Source organism: Pedobacter sp. Bi126 (genome assembly GCF_918698245.1).
Lineage (GTDB): Bacteria > Bacteroidota > Bacteroidia > Sphingobacteriales > Sphingobacteriaceae > Pedobacter.
The window spans coordinates 713882-733363 of record NZ_CAKKMS010000002.1 but is presented as its reverse complement, the minus strand read 5'-3'; the positions used below and the strand labels follow the sequence as shown (position 1 = coordinate 733363).

Here is a 19482-nt window from a genome sequence, read left to right as displayed (position 1 = left end):
TTATTTGATTAGTGAAACTTTGTAAATCGTTGTTTGTGTATACAGATCCTCTGGCCTCAAAATAGTACTCGGGAACGCTGGAATATTAACTGCATTTGGATGATGTTGCGTTTCTACACAAAATGCCCCGTAACTTCCATAATCTTTTCCACCTTTGCCATTTTTAACATCTAAATATTTTGCAGTATACAGATGCGCTACCGGCTCCGTGGTATATACGCTTAAAACTAAACCACTTTCTTCTTCAATTGTTTTACTTGCTAACGATAAATCGCCGTAGATTTTATCCAGAACGAAAGTTTGGTCATACCCTTCTTCCTCATCCCAATCCTGCCCTATTTCTTTAGATTTGGTAAAATCTAAAGGTGTACCTTCAACAGGAATCAATTTGCCCGTTACAGAATAGTTGCTGTCCTGCTCAAGGTAATTCGAAGCAAAAATCTGCTGTTTATGGTGTTTAATATTGCCGCCGTCAGGAGCCAGATTAAAATAGCCATGGTGTGTTAAATTAATTGCAGTAGCTTTGTCGGTCTCCGCTTCATAGCTTAAAATCAACTCATCATTTTCGGTAAGCTCGAAAGTTAAATCAACGATCAGGTTTCCTGGAAAATTTTCTTCGCCATCTACACTTTCATATTGTAACGTAACCGACGATTGTGGTCCATCACTTAGCTCAATGACATCCCAAACTTTTTTATCAAATCCCACAATACCGCCATGTAAGGTATCGGTACCTGCATTTTGTGCCAATTGGTACGTTTCTTCGTCTATGGTGAACCTGCCATTTTTAATGCGGTTTGCGTAGCGGCCAACTACAGCGCCCAAATAGGCACCATTTGCCAGATAAGCCGGATCAAGATATTCATCAAAAGTGTCGAAACCAAGAACGATATCCTGCTTTTCGCCTTTAGCGTTTTTAACTACAAATTTGTTAATAATCGCACCATAATTGAATATTTTCACATAAGTGCCTTTACTGTTGGTTAGTTCGATTGTGATAACTTCTTCGCCATCAATAATTTTTCCGGTAGGTATTTGCTGAACGCTCATAAATTGTAACTTAGGGCTTTTGTTTCCTAAACAAACATACTATTATTAATGCTTTTTATAAATATATTTTAGCCAAATGAACATTAACCTTGAGGAAAAATTTGCCGAGCAATACCATAAAAAAGCTGATGCCGTTTATTTTACTCCCGGGCGTGTTAACCTGATCGGCGAACACATCGATTATAATGGCGGTTTGGTTATGCCCTGTGCCATTACCCTGGGAACCTGGGTAGCCATTGCCTCAAATAATGATCATAAATTCAGGTTTAAAAGCTTAAACTTTGAAGTTCAAACTGAGGTAACAAGTAATACCACAAACGATAAAGATGGCAGCTTATGGGCCAATTACCCTATAGGTGTGATCAACGAATTTATTAAGGATGGAAAAGAAATTAATGGCGTAGATTTTCTGTTTTATGGAAATATTCCGATCGGATCAGGGCTCTCCTCTTCAGCTTCTATAGAAATTGCCACTGCTTATGCTTTAAATACTTATTTTAATCTTGGTTATGATCAACTGGAACTGGTTAAAATCGCCAAGCGTGTTGAAAATGATTTTATAGGCTTAAATTCTGGTATTATGGATCAGTTTGCAGTTGCTTTTGGCGAAAAAAACAAAGCGATTGTTTTAGACTGTGAGACTTTAAAATACAAAATGGTTGATGTTGACCTGGGCAAATATGTTTTGGCCATCATCAATACCAATAAACCAAGAGAATTAGCAGATTCGAAATACAACGAACGTGTAGCAGAATGCCAAACCGCAGTGAAATTGCTGAACCAGGAAATAACACTTCATTATCTTTGCGAATTAACTGCCGAGAAATTTGCATTACACAGCCATTTAATAACAGATGAAACTATTTTAAACCGTGCAACACATGTGGTTAAAGAAAATGATCGGGTTCATTTAGCGGCTAAAGCCTTAAACGGCGGAAACCTGGAAGAATTTGGCCGCTTGATGTATGCCTCGCACGAGTCATTAAAAACATTATATGAAGTAAGCGGAAAAGAATTGGATACAGTTGTAGATTTTTGCATAGACTATGAGCAAGTTATTGGTGCCCGAATGACCGGTGCCGGATTTGGTGGATGCGCAATAGCTTTGTTAGAGAAAGGCTTTGAAGAAGACTTTGCCAAACATTTAACCGATTATTACGTAGACAAGATTGGCTACCCTGCCGCAATTTATATTAGCGAAATTGGCAATGGCCCACATTTAACAACAGATACCTATGAATAAGCACAGTTTCCGAAATTATATCCAATCGATGTAATCCCTCAATCTGTGTAATCAATTAAAATAATGAGAAAATTAAAATTAGACGAGCTTAATCGTCCGGATATTGTAGCGTTTAAAGCGCAGGAAAAATTACCTGTTGTGGTGGTGTTGGATAATGTGCGCAGCATGCACAATGTAGGTTCGATATTCCGCACAGCCGATGGATTTGCATTGGAAAAAGTTATCCTTTGTGGCATAACGGCTCAACCGCCACACCGCGAAATTGAGAAAACAGCGCTAGGCGCTACGCAATCTGTAGATTGGATTCATTATACCGATACCTTACAGGCAGTTGATGCCTTAAGGGCCTTAGGTTATGAGATCATTGCAATAGAACAAGCCGAAAACAGTATCATGCTGAACACTTTCCAGCCCGATCAGGGCAAAAAATATGCACTGATTTTTGGAAACGAGGTTGATGGTGTGAGCGAAGAAGTGATGGCAAAAATTGATGAATGTATCGAAATTCCTCAATTTGGAACCAAACATTCCTTTAACATCGTAATCTCTGCCGGTATTGTTTTTTGGGATTTCTTCGCTAAATTGAGACTGTAATTCATCTATTTTTTTAACCACAAAGCACACAGAGAAAGGGCGCAAAGAACACAGTGTTGATCAGACTTATAAAATGGAAAATTTATTATTAAAAAAACTTCAGGTTAAACCTAACTACACGGTTAGGGTAATAAATGCACCCCAGGATGCGGTTACCATTTTTGGCGAGGTCGATCCATATATTGCTATAAAATATACTGAAGAAGTTTATTTTAATGTATTAATCATTTTTACCACAAGCACAGATCAACTTAACCAGCAAATTGAAAGTAATATTTGCCATATTGATGCAAAAACTATTTTTTGGGTGTTCTATCCCAAAAAATCTTCAAAAATCAAATCTGATCTTGATCTGATGAAAAGCTGGGAAGAGCTTAAAAAGTTTGGTTTAACACCCTGTGCTTCAGTTGCAGTAAATGAAACATGGACTGCCCTGCGTTTAAAATTCATCACTGAGGTAAAGCCATCAGGCTTGAGAAATGATCATATTAAGACCAATGAATTTGGCGGATATATAGATCCAGTGAATAAAACCGTTACACTCCCAGAAGATTTAAAAAGCCTTTTAGAAAGTCATCCTAAAGCATTAGATTACTTTAACCAGCTCGCTTACTCCCACCGGAAAGAATACGTACTTTGGCTTTTATCTGCGAAACAGGAAAAGACGCGTACAAACAGGCTCGAAAAAACGCTGGAGATGTTACTGAACAATAAGAAAAATCCGTCAGACAAGTAGAATTTAAACTACTACATTAAAGGTTCTTTTTAATTTTTTGTATAGAATACTATACAAAAATAAACATGATTTCAGTTACGTAGTAACATTTTTGCGAAATTTATTTACCCTCCTAATCTTCTGATAACATGCTATTTGTAAGAAAAATAATGCTTTTGGCAGGGTTTTTTCTTAGTCCATGCAAAACAGTATGATGTAAAAACTGTTAAGAGACTAATATTTACAAAATAGAAAAACATGAATACAAGAATTACTAAATCAACAATGTTGATTGCTTTATTAGGTTTATCATCACAATTATTTGCACAGGAAACGCCAACTACCACTACAACAGGTTCTAGGTTTGGAGAAAAATCTTTTCGTACCTGGAGCGTAGGTGTACATGGAGGCATACTTTCTCCTAATACTATTTTCGGTTCGGGAAGTGTTACCGCAAAAGAATTTAAAAGTATCGGTTACGGCGTAAATGTTAGAAAGCAAATTTTACCATCTTTAGGGTTGCAGGCTGATTTTTTAAGAGGCGATATCAAATCGACAAACGGAACTACTGATTTTCAACAAAGCGTTGAATGGTCTGGCGCATTAACCGCTGTTTTTAACGTTGCCAATATCAACATTAATCAAGAAAATGCAGTTTTAATCCCCTATTTAAAAGGTGGTGCTGGTTATATGTCGTCTGATTACAGTACGAGTGGTGCTGTAGTAAGCGAAAGCAATAACAGAGAAGGCTGGTTTATCCCAGTAGGTGCCGGTGTTAAACTAGGTGTTGCAAAAGGAATCAATATTGATTTAGGTTATGATGTTAATTTTATTAAATCTCCAGAATCTTTACCGAAAAGCAGATTCGCTTATGCACACGCTGGTGTAGAGTTTGCATTAGGTAGTAAAGACAAACCTCAGTTGCAAAATTACAGTTCGTTAGCAAACTTACGTAAAGAAAGTGCTGAGGAAAGTGCTGAATTAAGAAGAGCATTATCAACCGCAGAGCAAAATGCACAACGCGATAGAGAGCAGTATGCTAAAGATTTAGGTGATGATGATAATGATGGTGTAGCAAACAAATTCGATAAATGTCCAGGTACCGCATCAGGTACTGTTGTTGATGGTTCTGGTTGTCCGATCAAAGTTCAACGTGAAGTAATTAAAGAAACTAAAGTAATTACTGAAGCTGACCGTAAAGTTGTTAAAGATGCGATTTCTAACTTAGAGTTCGATTTAGGTAAATCAACTATCCGTTCTAAATCATTTGCTACTTTAAACCGTGTTGCTGGTTTATTGGTTGAGAAAAACTTCAGCTTAAAATTAGCTGGTCATACTGATAATACCGGCGGTAGAGAATTAAACTTACGTTTATCTAAAGACAGAGCAGAATCGGTAAAAGCTTATTTAGTATCGCAAGGTGCAAATGCATCAAGAATTGAAGCTACAGGTTACGGACCTGACCAACCAATTGCAACAAACAAAACTGCAGCTGGCCGTCAACAAAACCGTCGTGTAGAGTTTACTTTATATTAATGGTAAATAAAGGTTAACAGAAAGCTCCTCAGATTAATTTCTGAGGAGCTTTTTCTATATACGTTGCTTCATGCTGAATTTATTTCACTATTGTCTGGTTGAAATTGATTTAGAAATAAATAGACTTATTAGCTAACTAATTTGTTTATGTTTTAAAATCTATTTCCAAGGCACTCCCGTTCTTGATCTCACTCTTGTTTCGCCGTTTATCTTGCCGGCTGGGCTAAGCGGTATCCGTTGAAAAAGTGTGATGATCAAAGAATCCACAATGAACAGTTTATCATATTGTTTTAACCGGCTGTCTGGTAAAAGATGCTCATACCCTTTATACAAAAGCTCGTTATGAAACAAGGTCAGTATGGCTGACCGCATAAAAACAAAAAAGGTCGTGGTTTGCACCACGACCCCTAAAAATATAGAATTTAAAACCTACTATGCGTATGCAACTGCGTCTTTCGATGCCAGTTTAGTTGTTCCCATTAAGTATTCGTCTACCTTACGGGCAGCCTCTCTACCTTCTGAAATGGCCCAAACTACTAATGATTGTCCCCGGCGAACATCACCTGCGGCAAAAATCTTAGCAATATTGGTTTGGTAAGTGTGTTCAGATGCTTTTACGTTTCCACGGTTATCCAATTCCACACCTAATTTCTCAATTAAACCTTCTTTTTGAGGATGTAAGAAGCCCATTGCCAAAAGCACCAGTTCGCATGGAAGATCTCTTTCGGTACCAGCCACTTCTTTAAAAGTAACCGGACGTCCGTTTGCATCAATTTCCCATTCTACATCAACTACTTTTAATGCTTTAAGGTTTCCTTTTTCATCAGCAATAAAGTTTTTAGTATTTACCGACCAGGCCCTTTGTGCACCTTCTTCGTGAGAAGAGGTGTTTTTTAGCAACATTGGGTAATTTGGCCAAGGCATATGCTCGTTACGTGCCTGTGGTGGCATCGGCATAATCTCGAATTGCGTAACCGATTTCGCACCATGACGGTTTGAAGTACCAATACAGTCAGATCCGGTATCGCCACCACCAATTACGATTACATTTTTACCGGTAGCCATAATATCTTCCGCTTCAACGGCTCTGCTCGCTACACGTTTATTTTGTTGTTTCAAGAAATCCATTGCAAAGTGAACCCCTTTGGCAGAACGGCCGTCAATTGGTAAATCGCGTGGAATAGTTGAACCACCAGCCAATACAATCGCGCTGAAATCGCGTAACAAAGTACCTATTTCAACATTTTCGCCTACATTGGCATTACATTTAAAAATGATGCCTTCTTCCTTCATTAAATCGATACGGCGATCTACTACATTTTTCTGTAGTTTAAAATCAGGAATACCGTACCTCAATAAACCACCTGGAGCATCATCACGTTCGAAAACGGTAACTTCATGTCCAACTTTATTTAACTGAGCGGCAGCAGCTAAGCCCGCAGGACCTGAACCAATTACAGCAACTTTTTTACCAGTTCTGATTAATGGTGCTTTTGCTTTGATAAATCCTTTTTCGAAAGCAATTTCGATGATGTGTTTTTCAATTTCCTCGATAGAAACCGGCGGGCGGTTAATGCCTAATACACATGCAGATTCGCATGGTGCAGGGCAAATTCTACCTGTAAACTCAGGGAAATTATTGGTGCTTAATAAAATATTTGCAGCTAATTCCCATTTACCTTGATAAACAGCGTCGTTAAATTCTGGTATTACGTTACCCAATGGGCAGCCTGATTGGCAGAAAGGCACGCCGCAATCCATACAACGGGCAGCTTGATTATTTAATTCTTTTGAGGGTAATTCATTTAAAAATTCCCCATAGTGTTTTACACGTGTTGCAGCCTCTTCTCTGGTGGGTGCAACTCTATCGTATTCTTGAAATCCTGTTACTTTTCCCATGGCCTAGTGTGTTTTTACTTGTTGATTACGTTTGCTTAAAACTGCTTTGTATTCTTTAGGGAATACTTTTACGAAATGAGCAGATTGAGTTTTCCAGTCGCTTAAGATAAACTCCGCTACTCTACTATCCGTTAAGCGGATATGCGTTTTAAGTAAAGCTAAAATACGTTCTTCATCTTCAGCTTGTAATGGATCAAGATCAACCATTTCTTTATTGCATTTGCGTGCAAAAGTTCCGTTGGCATCATAAATCCAGGCCACACCACCACTCATACCAGCAGCGAAATTGCTTCCGGTATCACCAAGAATAAGCACTTCACCACCTGTCATGTATTCACAACCGTGATCGCCCACTCCTTCAACAACAGCTGTTGCACCAGAGTTACGTACGGCGAAACGCTCACCTGCTTTACCACGGGCAAATAACTCACCAGAAGTTGCACCATAAAGGGCTACGTTACCGATAATGATATTTTGCTCAGGGATAAAAGTTGAGTTTGAGAAAGGATAAATGGCCAATCTTGCGCCCGATAATCCTTTACCCACGTAATCGTTTGCTTCACCTTCTAATGATAAGGTTACACCACGGGTATTGAAAGCACCGAAACTCTGTCCGGCCGAACCAACAAATTTAAAGTTGATCGTATCTGGAGGTAAACCAGCACCTAAATGAACTTTCGAAATTTCATTTGATAACATGGTACCCAATGCACGGTCAGTATTTTTTACATCGAAACTGGCAAAAACAGGTTCGTTATGGTCAATGGCAGGTTGTGCAGCGGCAATTAATTTATGATCTAAAACATGATCTAAACCATGATCCTGACCTTCGGTATTAAATAAAGGCAAACCATTTTCTTCAGCTTTATACAATATAGCTGATAAATCAAGGTGTTTCAATTTCCAGTCTTCAGCAGGCAATTCGCGTACTTTTAAAATATCAGCCTGACCGATCATTTCGTGGATGGTTCTGAAACCTAATTCAGCCATAATCTCACGTAACTCTTCCGCAAGGAAATAAAATAAGTTCACTACATGATCAGCATCACCGGTAAATAATTTTCTTAATTCCGGATCTTGTGTTGCCACGCCAACCGGACAAGTATTTAAATGGCATTTACGCATCATAATACATCCCGAAGTAACCAAGGCTGCTGTTGCAACACCCCATTCTTCGGCACCTAATAATGCAGCGATAGCGATATCTCTACCCGTTTTAAGCTGACCATCTGTTTGTAGCACGATACGGTTACGCAATTTGTTTTTTACCAAAGTTTGGTGTGCTTCTGCTAAACCTAACTCCCATGGTAAACCAGCATGTTGGATTGAAGTTAAAGGAGATGCTCCCGTTCCACCATCAAAACCAGATACCAGAATCACATCAGCATGTGCTTTAGCAACACCCGCTGCAATAGTACCTACGCCAGCTTTCGAAACCAGTTTCACATTGATCCTTGCTGCACGGTTAGCATTTTTCAGATCAAAAATTAACTGTGCTAAATCTTCGATCGAATAAATATCGTGGTGAGGTGGAGGTGAAATTAAACCAACGCCTGGTGTAGAGTGACGAACTTTTGCAATCCAGTCATCTACTTTGTGTCCTGGTAATTGACCACCTTCTCCTGGTTTAGCACCCTGAGCCATTTTAATCTGTAACTCATCAGCATTGGTTAAATAGTAACTGGTTACACCAAAACGTGCAGAGGCAACCTGTTTAATTGCCGAACGCATGCTATCGCCATTTGGCAATTTAGTATAGCGCATTTCATCTTCACCACCCTCTCCGGTATTGCTCTTTCCACCGATACGGTTCATGGCAATGGCTAAAGTAGAGTGCGCCTCATGAGAAATTGAACCGAAGGACATTGCCCCTGTTGCAAATCTTTTTAAAATTGCTTCAGTAGATTCTACCTCATTTAAAGGCACCGATGGGCGGCTATAATTAAATTCGAACAATCCACGGATGGTATAAGCTTGTTGTGTTTGCTCATTCACCAGTTTAGAGTACTGTTTGAAAATATTGTAATCGTTTTTACGGGTTGCGTTTTGCAACAAGTGAATGGTTTGCGGGTTAAACAAATGCGCTTCACCTTTACGGCGGAATTTATAAGTTCCACCTGCTGGTAACAGGTTTTCGGTTTCTGTTAACGGACCAAAACTGCGGTGATGTTTAATTAACGTTTCTTTTGCAATTTCATCAAGCCCTAAACCACCAATACGTGAAACTGCACCGGTGAAATAAGTATTCACTACTTGTTTATTTAAACCTAAAATCTCGAAAATCTGCGCACCCTGGTATGATTGTAAGGTTGAGATTCCCATTTTAGAGAAAATTTTAAGTAAACCGCTATTTACCGCGTAGATATAGTTTTTGGTAAGCTGCTCTGTTGATAAACCCGATTCTGCTTTAAACTCGTTAATGGTTTCTAAAGCCAGGTAAGGGTTAATCGCCGTAACACCAAAGCCTAGTAAGGTGGCGAAATGATGTACTTCCCAAATATCGCCGGCCTCTATCACAATACCTACAGCACCACGGTATCCTTTGCGGATCAAGTGATGGTGTACAGCAGAAACTGCCAATAAAGAAGGCATTGCAGCATGCTCAGAGTCAATAGCCCTATCGGTTAGTACAATTACCTGGAAACCATCTTCAACCGCGTCAACCGCATACCGGCATAAACGGTCTAAGGCTTTTGCCATAGCACCCGGCTTACCATCGGCCCTGAAATAAGTCTGTAAAGTTTTCGCCTGGAAAACACCTGTATCAATACTTCTTAACTTCTCTAATTCCTGATTGGTCAAGATTGGGTGTTTAATGGCTACACAGTGCGCTTGTTTTGGAGTTTCTTCCAATAAGTTACCCATGCTACCCATAAAACTGGCCAAACTCATTACCACTTTCTCCCTGATCGGATCAATTGGCGGATTGGTTACCTGAGCAAATAACTGCTTAAAATAAGAAGATAAATGCTGAGGACGTTTTGATAAAATAGCCAGTGGTGTATCGGTACCCATCGAACCGATTGGTTCTTTACCTTCAATGGCCATTGGTTTAAGCAAAAGATCTACATCTTCCCTGCTGTAACCAAAAACCTGTTGATATTTAAAAATAGATTCTGTAGATAAGCCTGTGAACATTACACGTGGCTCAGGTAATTCCTCTAAACGGATCTGGTATTGATTAATCCAATCGGCATAAGGGCTTTTACCACAAACTTCTTCTTTAATTTCGTTATCGCTGATAATCCTACCCTGCTCCATATCCACCACAAACATTTTGCCTGGCGTTAAACGGCCTTTTTCAATTACGGTACTTTGGTCGATGGCTAATGCGCCGGCCTCAGAACCCATAATTACGCGGTCATCAGAAGTAATGGCATAACGGGAAGGACGAAGACCATTACGGTCTAAAGTAGCACCGATTAATTTACCATCGGTAAAAGCAATGGCTGCAGGTCCGTCCCATGGCTCCATTAAAGTAGCATGGAATTCGTAAAATGCCCTTTTAACAGGATCCATATCTTCGTTACCATCCCAGGCTTCCGGCACCAACATCATTAATACATGAGGCAGGGTTCTTCCAGAGTGAAGCAACAGTTCAATAACATTATCTAAACAGCCTGAATCTGAATTCGTTTCATCAATTACAGGTAGTAACATATCTAATTCTTCCGGCGTAAAGTAAGCAGAAGCAAAAGACTTAACGCCCGCTCTAAACCAGTTTAAATTTCCCTGTAAAGTATTGATTTCACCATTATGTGCAATAAAGCGGAACGGCTGGGCCAACCTCCATGAAGGGAAAGTATTGGTTGCAAAACGTGAGTGAACTAAACCTAAAGCAGAAACCATGCGCTTATCGGTTAGATCGGTAAAATATGTACGTACCTGTAAAGAAGTAAGCTGACCTTTATATATAATGGTTTGTGCAGAAAGCGAAACAATATAAAAATCTTTACCACCATGAACGGTGTTTACGATCAGTTTAATCAGGTAATTTTTAAAAATATAAAGTTTACGCTCGAAATCTGCCCCTGGTGCTACTGCATAAGGACGGGCAATAAATACCTGCTCAATTTCTGGTTCAACAGAAAGGGCCATATTGCCAATATCTGTTGTATCAACATCAACTTTTCTAAAGCCTAAAATTTCCAGGCCTAATTTTTCGGCGGCACGGTAAATCAATTCTCTGCACTCTTCTCTCGATCTGATATCTTTTGGCATAAATAACATACCTACACCATAATTATTGGTTTCTGGTAGGCTAAAGCCAGCTTTTAAACATTCGTCGTAAAAAAATTCGTGAGGAATCTGAATCATAATACCTGCACCATCGCCTGTATTTGGTTCTGCTCCACATGCCCCTCTATGATCTAGATTCTCTAAAATAGTAAGTGCATCAGAGATGATTTGATGCGATTTTCGCCCTTTCACATGCGCAACGAACCCAATACCGCAGGCATCGTGTTCAAATTGCGCATCGTACAATCCACTGTTTGGTTCCATTCTTTGCTCGTTAGTTGTTAGTGTATAGGAAACACTAAGATACGAAAAACAAATCTTAAATTACAGAGTTGACACGATTTTTTGAATAATTTTAGTCCTTAAGTAATTTAATGCTTTAAAATTAAAATATTGATAATAATTAAGCTTTATAATTGCAACATTTATAATGATAATATTGTACAATAATTCCTGTTTTTCTGTAAAAAATAAGGCTAAAACGTTTTAATTGCGTATTTATATATAAAAAAATCATTTACAAATGAATATACAATATGATAGCCTCTTGTTTCGCTATTTATTTTGCTTGTTTAAAAATACACATTTTAATTTTATTAATTTACTAATCAGCTACATAGCGTAAATGACTAAAAAATTAGAAAAATGCATTTTGTGAAACAACATCTTTTTCTACCTTTGTGGCGGGCAAGTCTTTTACGACCAGCTCCCTTTGAACTCCCCCAGGGTGGGAACACAGCAAGGGTAGAAGGTTGTAGCGGTGCGATAGAAGGTGCTTGCCCTTTTTTTTCTTTTCCCTTAATCCCCTGAAGGGGGAACTAAATTCTTCAGGGTTCAATCATAGAAACTCAAATATTTAAGAATTTATAAACATGAAATTTTTTATTGACACAGCAAATCTTGATCAAATCAAAGAAGCGCAAGATCTTGGCATTTTAGATGGCGTAACCACCAACCCTAGCTTAATGGCGAAAGAAGGTATTACTGGCGAACAAAATGTAATTAACCATTATAAAGCGATCTGCGATATTGTTGATGATAACGTAAGTGCAGAAGTTATTGCTACTACTTTCGATGAGATTGTTAAAGAAGGTGAAGCTTTAGCCGCTTTAAACCCGAAAATTGTAGTAAAAGTACCAATGATTAAAGATGGTGTTAAAGCCATTAAATATTTCTCGTCAAAAGGAATTAAAACCAACTGTACTTTAATTTTTTCTGCCGGACAGGCATTATTAGCTGCTAAAGCCGGAGCTACTTATGTTTCTCCGTTCTTAGGCCGTTTAGATGATATTTCTAGCGATGGTTTGGTTTTAATTGAAGATATCAGAACTATTTTTGATAACTACGGTTACGAAACTCAGATTTTAGCTGCATCAATCCGCGGACCATTACACATCGTTAACTGTGCTAAATTAGGTGCTGATGTAATTACTGCACCATTGGCTGCTATTGCTGGTTTATTAAAACACCCACTAACAGATAGCGGTTTAGCTACATTTTTAGCTGACCACGCTAAAGCTGCTGGGAAATAAGAATTATAAAGTCGAAAGTCTTTAGTCCTAAGTCTTGAGTCGGATTTCCGGTTTAAGACTTAGGATTTTTTGTTTTATGGCATCTTACGAAATCTCAATGGGCAGCGCGTGGAAGGATTTCGTAAGTATATCAAAGATTAGTAGAAATCTGCAGGCTTCTGACTGAAGAAACTTTCCCGTGCAATTTCCTCTGTAAACTTCGTAAGTCATTGCAATTTTTTTTGGAGAGCAGAAACAGTGCCGATCAGTTTCTGCAGTCCTGCTTTCCATTATATTCCGGTAACTTTTCAATAATGATAAATTAATCGAATACCGGAATGCCATTTCAATCAGGTCTAGGTGGCCGGGGCATCTTACGAAATCTCAAAGGGCAAGGCGCGGAAGGATTTCGTAAGTACAAAACGAAATAGAAATCCGCAGGCTTCTGACTTACGAAGTTTTCCCGTGCAATTTCCTCTGTAAACTCCGTAAGTCATTGCTTTGTAATGCGTTAACGATGGAAGCGGCGTCCTTTTGGACTGGCATTTTTGAAGGATAATGTCATTGAGTTAAGGATAAACCGCAAAAAGATGTCACCCTGTCCAAAGGACTCCTACGGAGAGCGTAGTCGAAGGGCATTTATTTGCGTTTTATCTATCTCAAGAAGTCTTCGACTACGCTCAGACTGACAGCCGCATTGCTTAACTTAATAATATTGCCCCTGGCGTTACCGAAGGACAGCCAAAAAGATACAGTGTACAGCGTGTTAAAACGCCCAAATGATATTTATAGACATCTTACGAAATCTTAAAGGGCACAAGCACAGAAGGATTTCGTAAGTATGGGCAGGGAAAATCGTAATATAATTCTGAAGCTTCTGACTTACGAAGTTACTCACCGCTCCTTCCCTCCTAAACTTCGTAAGTCGCGCCTAGACTAAAGACTCCCGACTAAGGACTTCCTTTATTTTCTCATAACTAATCTGCTCATCAGGTTCGATTAGAATGCCCTTTACTCCTGCCCCATTTGCAGCTTCAACATCTCTTGGCTTATCGCCGATCATAATAGATTGTGCCGGGTCGATATTGTACATATCAATTGCATCTAAAATCATTCCCGAAGCAGGTTTTCTGCACTTGCATTCGCCACCGACAGTTGGATGATGCGGACAATAATAAAAACCTGCAATATCGGCTCCCTGAGCTATAAAAGCATTTTGGAGCATTTGGTGCATAATGGCCAGCTCTTGCTCGGTATAACGTTTTAAAGCAATACCGCCCTGATTGGTAATTACAATTAAAAGATAACCTTCATCAAATAGTTTTTTTAATACTGGAATCTGGTAATCCAGGATTTTAAAATCTTCAACACGGCAGATGTAATCATATATTTCGTGATTGAGTACACCATCACGGTCGAGAAAAATAGCTTTATTCATTATTGTGATTTGAGATATGAGTATTGTGATTGGAGATTTGAGATTCAGGCCTCGTTTATAATTCGTCAAAATAACTGAAAATTAAGGACAAAAGAAAGCCCAATCTAATTAAAGACCGGGCTTAATCATAAAATTTATTTGGTTTTGGTTATTTTAAATTTAATCCTACTTTATGACCTTTTATCGCAAAATACAGAATGTATAAGTAACATGGTAACACAGTTAAAAGATAGGCCAGTTGAAAGTTAACATGTAATTTTTCATTTAAGAAAGCATATAATAATGGCATTAAAGCACCGCCTGCAATACCCATAATCATAATCGCCGAACCTATTTTGGTAAATTTACCCAAGTGGCTAATGCCCAGCGGGAAAATTGCCGGCCACATTAATGAATTGGCTAAACCCAATAGGGCTACAAAAATTACGGCAAACCAGCTGGAAATTGCAAAAGATAAAATGGTAAATATGATGCCTAAAATAGCACAGATTCTAAGGGCTTTTTGCTGGGAGATGTATTTTGGAATGGTAACGATACCAATAATATAACCGATTAACATACTGAAAAGCGTAATAGAGGTTAACTTTCCGCTAATCTCTGCGCTAATACCTAATTCTCGGCCGTAAATGCCGATAATATCGCCAGCCATAACCTCTGCACCTACATATACAAAAATACAAAGTGCACCCAGGAACAAGTGTGGGAATTGAAAAATACTGGTATGTTTTACCACTTCTCCTTTGCTTTCATCGATCACATCTTCTTCTACTTCAACTTCTGGAAGGTCGGTGAATTTAATAAAAACCGCAAAAAGACAGAAAACGATTGCCAAAACAATATAAGGCATATTTACACGGCCTAAAACATCGTTCAATAACTGCTCGTGCACAGCGCCGGTAGCCGCTTTGATCTGTTTCTCCACCTCTGAGGCATTTTTCAAAAACAGACTGCCCATAATCAAAGGCACAATCATTCCGGCAAATTTATTACAGATGCCTGCAATACTGATCCGTTTTGCAGCACTTTCAATAGGGCCGATAATGGTTAAATACGGGTTTGATGCGGTTTGCAACAAAGCTAATGCTGCACCCTGAACAAAAATCCCAGTTAAAAACAAACCAAACGTTCTGGTTTGTGCCGCAGGTATAAATATCAAAGAACCAAGGCCTAAAATAACCAAGCCTAAAACAATTCCATTTTTAAAGCCAACTTTTTTAAGTATCCACGATGATGGCAGCGCTAAAAAGAAGTAAGCCATATACGATGCAAAGGTTACGAAGAATGCCTGTAAGTTTGATAATCCGAAAGATAATTTAAAGAAAGGAATTAATGTTCCGTTTGCCCAGGTTACAAAGCCAAAAATAAAGAATAGGGCACAAATGATAATAAGCGGTTTTGGCCCTTGCGTTTGACCTGATTTAGTTGTTGGTTGCATAAAGTTTTGGTTCGGTTTAATTTGTTTGGACCAAACTAAACAATAATATTTAATAAAATAAGGATCAAACGTTTGCGTAATTTAAACTTTAACAGAAAAGGGCTTTAGTTAGTGCTCACGCACCTAAAACCGGTATGCTCTAAGCCTGTATCAACAGAAGTTTTCATTCTCGATGTTACCCGGTAACCTTTGCAATAAGAGGCGTTGCACATAAAAGAACCACCCCTTACCACTCTTTTAGGTATAGTCGGCTCCATAGGATCGTAACTGTCTGAAGGACCTTTAGGATTGGTGCTCAACGCTGAAAGCTTGCTATAATAATCAGGCCGGTACCAATCGCTGCACCACTCCCATACGTTGCCCGCCATATCATAAAGTCCATAACCATTCGGCTTAAATTTTTTCACTGCAGCTAAACCATTAAAACCATCCCAATTGGTGTTTTTAACTGGGAAGCTCCCCTGCCAGGTATTGGCTTTTACTTTACCTTTTTCTATATCTTCGTTCCCCCATGGGTATTTTTCATTTTTCAAAGCACCTCTTGCGGCATACTCCCACTCTGCCTCTGTTGGTAAACGTTTACCCGACCATTTACAATAGGCCATGGCATCATCCCAGGATACATGTACCACCGGAAAGTTTTCTTTTCCTTTAATATCGCTGCCAGGCCCATGAGGATGTTTCCAATTGGCGCCTTTAACCCAACGCCACCATTGCGAGGCATCATTTAATGAAGTAACACTTTTAGGCTGGTAGAAAACCAAAGAGGCGGCAACAAAAACACTGTCGGGTGGTTTTGGCGTACCTACCGGAAGCTGTTTTTTCATTTCTTCCCAATCTGGTTTACGCTCGGCCGTAGTAAGATACCCGGTAGCATCAACAAACTTTTTAAAACTGGCATTGGTTACTTCAGTAGCATCAATCCAGAAAGGAGAGACTTTGACCCGATGTTGCGGGTATTCGTCATCTCTACCCTCTTTATCAGAAGCGCCCATGGCGAACTCGCCTGCTGGAATTAAAACCATGCCTTCATGGCTTACTTTATTGTTGGAAGCAAAACTTGAGGCATCTTTCACCGCACCAAAACGGCTCGGCATATTTTTTTCGCATGAGGCTAAAGAATCTTGCTTGTGTTTAGCTCGTTCTTCTTCTTTAGCCTGGTTAGATTGACAAGAAAGTATAAAGAGCAGCGGCAAAAAAAACAAAGCAGAAAGAAATCTATGCATGATTGATATTAAATTTGGAGCGATAAAAATATCAATTAAGTTTAAAAAAGAGAAGCTAAATAATTAATTCGCCTATAAATCAATACACTAACGCATTTGGCAATTTTTTATTTGCAGGAAATGCTTCATAACCCTATATTTGCACCACTTTAAAGGAAACGGATAACGTTTTAAGTAAAGTAGATTCCGTAGCTCAGCTGGTAGAGCATTACACTTTTAATGTAGTGGTCCTGGGTTCGAATCCCAGCGGGATCACGAAAGGCGCAAGAAATTGCGCCTTTTCTGTTTAAAAGATATTTTAAACCGCGATTCTGAAAAAATAATAAGTCATTTCGAACCATCTTAAACCATACAAACTGGTGCCCTAACTGGTGCCCAATTGTAATCGGTAAATTTGGGCACCAGTCATACCAGATCAAATTGATTTAAAGTGCTGAAAAACAATCTGAAAACAAATAAAATGTTTTACTAAAAGATTGAGAAATGAAAAGTAACCAAACCCTAAAAATCCTATTCTGGCACCGTAAATCAAAAGCCGATTCAAAGGGCCTTGCTCCTATTATTTGCAGGATTTCTATTGATGGAAATGATGCTGAATTTTCAACATCCCAAAAAGTACATGTTGAGGACTGGAACGTTGAAATGAAAAAAGTAATGAGGTCAACTGATTCTAAGAAAATTAATTCAGCCCTTAACCACATTGAAAGCTCACTCGAAGTTAATTTTAATGTATTAAAAACCCAGTATGATTCTGTTAGCCCATTAATGCTAAAAAACATTTACCAAAACGTTCCTATTGAAGGCAGAAAGAATGAGTTAAAAGAACATAAAACACCTTCATTATTAGAATTAACTGAAATCCATATTAAAGATTTCAGCGAGTTGGTAGAGAAGGAAATACGATCAAAAGAGACATTAAAACAATGGAAAGCCACTCAAAAGAAGATTGTTGAGTTTTTAAAATTTGAATTTAAGGTTACAGATTGGGCATTTCGGCAAAAATGGCCACCCGTTCCGCATTTAAACTGTCACCCCATTACGCTTTAAAGTGACCACCTGTTCCGGGGCAAGCTGGCCGTTCTGATCTTTCGATCAGCCTTTTCTTCGATTGGCTTTTAGGAATAATCTTCCAAATTCTGCATAAAATAAAGGCTCCTGGGAGCATATCTGCAATTCGGGATGGACTACGGTCGCTTCGCTGTTTTGGAGGATTTATGGCGTTTTTTTGCGCGTTTAATTACCTGCGAATGGATTTTGGACTTTAAGCCGGGGTGAATTGAGGATAAATCTTGCAGTAGGATGGATTGAGCCGAAATGCTCTGAGGAAAATGGATTTGAATCCGAAATGTATATTTGTTCAGAGGGAAAGGAACTTAAATGCGCATCATCCGGTAATCAAATTGGTGGCCAGTTTGGTCCGAAACAGAGGGGTCACTTTCATTGAAATACACAACCGGTAACAGATGAAGAATTTGATCAGGTAAATAATCAAAAATGAAAAAACTAACATTAATTATCACTGTGTCGTTATTGTCCTTAGGGCAGTTATCAGCACAGAAGAAACAGCAATCATTAACTAAAAATTCAAAAAAAATGAATACAACAGAGCAAGCAGCACATTATACTTTTAAATTGAGCGATAAAGTAACCCGTGAAAAAGTAACTTTTAAAAACCGTTACGGTATTACTTTATCCGGAGATCTGTATATTCCAAAAAATGCAGGAAATGAAAAAATTGGCTTCATTGGCAGTAAGCGGACCTTTTGGTGCGGTGAAGCAGCAATCTTCTGGATTGTATGCCAACCAGATGGCAGAACGTGGTTTTGTGGTAATTGCATTTGACCCTTCCTATACAGGCGAAAGTGGTGGCGAACCCAGAAATGTTGCCTCCCCGGAGATCAATACCGAAGATTTCAGTGCAGCGATAGATTTTTTGGGACTACAAAAAAATGTGGACAGGGATAAAATCGGAATCATCGGGATTTGCGGTTTTGGAGGTTTTGCCCTGAATGCGACTGCTGTCGACAAAAGGGTAAAAGCCGTTGCAACGACAAGTATGTACGATATGACAAGAGTAATTTCGAAAGGATACAACGATTCTGTAACTCCTGAACAACGTACAAAAACGTTAGAGGGTTTGAGCCTGCAACGTTGGAAAGATGCAGAAAATGGAAAACCTGCAGATGGTCCAAGAAACCTGCCAGAAACTCTAAAAGGTGATGAACCCCAATTTGTAAAAGAATATTTTGACTATTATAGAACGTCTCGCGGTTTTCATCCGAATTCAGTGAATTCAAACGGAGCTTGGTTGATCACAAACCCGTTGTCATTTATGAATATGCCAATATTGACGTACGTGAAGGAAATCTCTCCAAGACCTATGCTTTTGATCGCAGGAGAAAATGCACATTCACGTTATTTCAGTGAAGATATTTATAAGGCAGCCGCTGAACCTAAAGAGTTGATGATTATTCCAAATGGTGTTCACGTTGACCTGTATGATAAACTGGATATGATTCCGTTTGACAGATTGGAATCATTCTTTACGCAAAATCTTAAATAGCCAATTGGCATCAAGTTATTTTACATTCACAGT

13 protein-coding genes, 1 tRNA gene and 1 other RNA gene are annotated in these 19482 nt (G+C 38.9%); 9 read left to right on the top strand and 6 right to left on the bottom strand.

What is annotated here, in order from left to right:
* Complete coding sequence (locus tag LQ201_RS08165; RefSeq protein WP_230141114.1) at positions 1–1050, bottom strand: aldose epimerase family protein; 1050 nt, start codon at positions 1048–1050, stop codon at positions 1–3.
* 76 nt (positions 1051–1126) lie between these two features.
* Between LQ201_RS08165 and LQ201_RS08160 the strand changes: the two genes are divergently transcribed.
* The 4 genes from LQ201_RS08160 (at position 1127) to LQ201_RS08145 (ending at position 5138) form a co-directional block, all read left to right on the top strand.
* On the top strand, positions 1127–2293 hold the full coding sequence (locus tag LQ201_RS08160; RefSeq protein WP_230141112.1) for a galactokinase: 1167 nt from the start codon (positions 1127–1129) through the stop codon (positions 2291–2293).
* 63 nt (positions 2294–2356) lie between these two features.
* Positions 2357–2887 carry an RNA methyltransferase gene (locus LQ201_RS08155; protein WP_230141110.1) on the top strand — a complete coding sequence of 177 codons (531 nt, stop codon included), beginning with the start codon at positions 2357–2359 and terminating at the stop codon, positions 2885–2887.
* 73 nt (positions 2888–2960) lie between these two features.
* On the top strand, positions 2961–3623 hold the full coding sequence (locus tag LQ201_RS08150) for a YdeI/OmpD-associated family protein (RefSeq protein WP_230141108.1): 663 nt from the start codon (positions 2961–2963) through the stop codon (positions 3621–3623).
* A gap of 237 nt (positions 3624–3860) precedes the next feature.
* On the top strand, positions 3861–5138 hold the full coding sequence (locus LQ201_RS08145) for an OmpA family protein (protein ID WP_230141106.1): 1278 nt from the start codon (positions 3861–3863) through the stop codon (positions 5136–5138).
* Positions 5139–5570: 432 nt separating this feature from the next.
* Here LQ201_RS08145 and LQ201_RS08140 read toward each other — a convergent pair whose 3' ends face one another.
* Together LQ201_RS08140 and gltB are read right to left on the bottom strand one after the other, a co-directional pair.
* A complete protein-coding gene (locus LQ201_RS08140) occupies positions 5571–7037 on the bottom strand; it encodes a glutamate synthase subunit beta (protein WP_230141104.1) in 1467 nt (488 codons plus the stop codon).
* Positions 7038–7040: 3 nt separating this feature from the next.
* Entirely contained in the window at positions 7041–11540 is a 4500-nt protein-coding gene (gene gltB / locus LQ201_RS08135; protein WP_230141102.1) for a glutamate synthase large subunit, read from the bottom strand.
* Positions 11541–11961: 421 nt separating this feature from the next.
* Between gltB and ffs the strand changes: the two genes are divergently transcribed.
* Together ffs and fsa are read left to right on the top strand one after the other, a co-directional pair.
* Positions 11962–12061, top strand: an RNA gene (gene ffs / locus LQ201_RS08130) — signal recognition particle sRNA small type.
* An 87-nt stretch (positions 12062–12148) separates the two neighbouring features.
* Positions 12149–12808, top strand: a complete 660-nt coding sequence (gene fsa / locus LQ201_RS08125; protein ID WP_131032427.1) for a fructose-6-phosphate aldolase — start codon at positions 12149–12151, stop codon at positions 12806–12808.
* A gap of 910 nt (positions 12809–13718) precedes the next feature.
* Here the strand turns inward: fsa and LQ201_RS08120 are convergent.
* The 3 genes from LQ201_RS08120 to LQ201_RS08110 all read right to left on the bottom strand — a co-directional run bounded on the left by LQ201_RS08120 (position 13719) and on the right by LQ201_RS08110 (position 16886).
* Positions 13719–14225, bottom strand: coding sequence for an HAD-IIIA family hydrolase (locus LQ201_RS08120; RefSeq protein WP_230141100.1), 507 nt, complete (start codon positions 14223–14225; stop codon positions 13719–13721).
* Between the two features lie 148 nt (positions 14226–14373).
* Positions 14374–15660 carry a sugar MFS transporter gene (locus LQ201_RS08115; protein ID WP_230141098.1) on the bottom strand — a complete coding sequence of 429 codons (1287 nt, stop codon included), beginning with the start codon at positions 15658–15660 and terminating at the stop codon, positions 14374–14376.
* 104 nt (positions 15661–15764) lie between these two features.
* The gene (locus LQ201_RS08110; RefSeq protein ID WP_230141095.1) at positions 15765–16886 is read right to left on the bottom strand and encodes a formylglycine-generating enzyme family protein; all 1122 of its coding nucleotides are present in this window, start codon (positions 16884–16886) and stop codon (positions 15765–15767) included.
* A gap of 182 nt (positions 16887–17068) precedes the next feature.
* On the opposite strand from LQ201_RS08110, the gene LQ201_RS08105 reads away from it, so the two are divergent.
* From LQ201_RS08105 to LQ201_RS08095, 3 genes are all read left to right on the top strand, one after another.
* A tRNA-Lys gene (locus LQ201_RS08105) sits at positions 17069–17141 on the top strand.
* A gap of 228 nt (positions 17142–17369) precedes the next feature.
* Positions 17370–17933 carry an Arm DNA-binding domain-containing protein gene (locus LQ201_RS08100; protein ID WP_230141093.1) on the top strand — a complete coding sequence of 188 codons (564 nt, stop codon included), beginning with the start codon at positions 17370–17372 and terminating at the stop codon, positions 17931–17933.
* A gap of 679 nt (positions 17934–18612) precedes the next feature.
* Positions 18613–19449: an alpha/beta hydrolase gene (locus LQ201_RS08095; RefSeq protein ID WP_230141089.1), complete on the top strand. Its 837-nt coding sequence runs from the start codon at positions 18613–18615 to the stop codon at positions 19447–19449.
* Positions 19450–19482: the final 33 nt, after the last annotated feature.

Coding starts and splice junctions, on each gene's coding strand:
- LQ201_RS08165 (WP_230141114.1), bottom strand. CDS start 1,050: ATGAGCGTTCAGCAAATACCTACCGGAAAAATTATTGATGGCGAAGAA.
- LQ201_RS08160 (WP_230141112.1), top strand. CDS start 1,127: ATGAACATTAACCTTGAGGAAAAATTTGCCGAGCAATACCATAAAAAA.
- LQ201_RS08155 (WP_230141110.1), top strand. CDS start 2,357: ATGAGAAAATTAAAATTAGACGAGCTTAATCGTCCGGATATTGTAGCG.
- LQ201_RS08150 (WP_230141108.1), top strand. CDS start 2,961: ATGGAAAATTTATTATTAAAAAAACTTCAGGTTAAACCTAACTACACG.
- LQ201_RS08145 (WP_230141106.1), top strand. CDS start 3,861: ATGAATACAAGAATTACTAAATCAACAATGTTGATTGCTTTATTAGGT.
- LQ201_RS08140 (WP_230141104.1), bottom strand. CDS start 7,037: ATGGGAAAAGTAACAGGATTTCAAGAATACGATAGAGTTGCACCCACC.
- gltB (WP_230141102.1), bottom strand. CDS start 11,540: ATGGAACCAAACAGTGGATTGTACGATGCGCAATTTGAACACGATGCC.
- fsa (WP_131032427.1), top strand. CDS start 12,149: ATGAAATTTTTTATTGACACAGCAAATCTTGATCAAATCAAAGAAGCG.
- LQ201_RS08120 (WP_230141100.1), bottom strand. CDS start 14,225: ATGAATAAAGCTATTTTTCTCGACCGTGATGGTGTACTCAATCACGAA.
- LQ201_RS08115 (WP_230141098.1), bottom strand. CDS start 15,660: ATGCAACCAACAACTAAATCAGGTCAAACGCAAGGGCCAAAACCGCTT.
- LQ201_RS08110 (WP_230141095.1), bottom strand. CDS start 16,886: ATGCATAGATTTCTTTCTGCTTTGTTTTTTTTGCCGCTGCTCTTTATA.
- LQ201_RS08100 (WP_230141093.1), top strand. CDS start 17,370: ATGAAAAGTAACCAAACCCTAAAAATCCTATTCTGGCACCGTAAATCA.
- LQ201_RS08095 (WP_230141089.1), top strand. CDS start 18,613: ATGAAAAAATTGGCTTCATTGGCAGTAAGCGGACCTTTTGGTGCGGTG.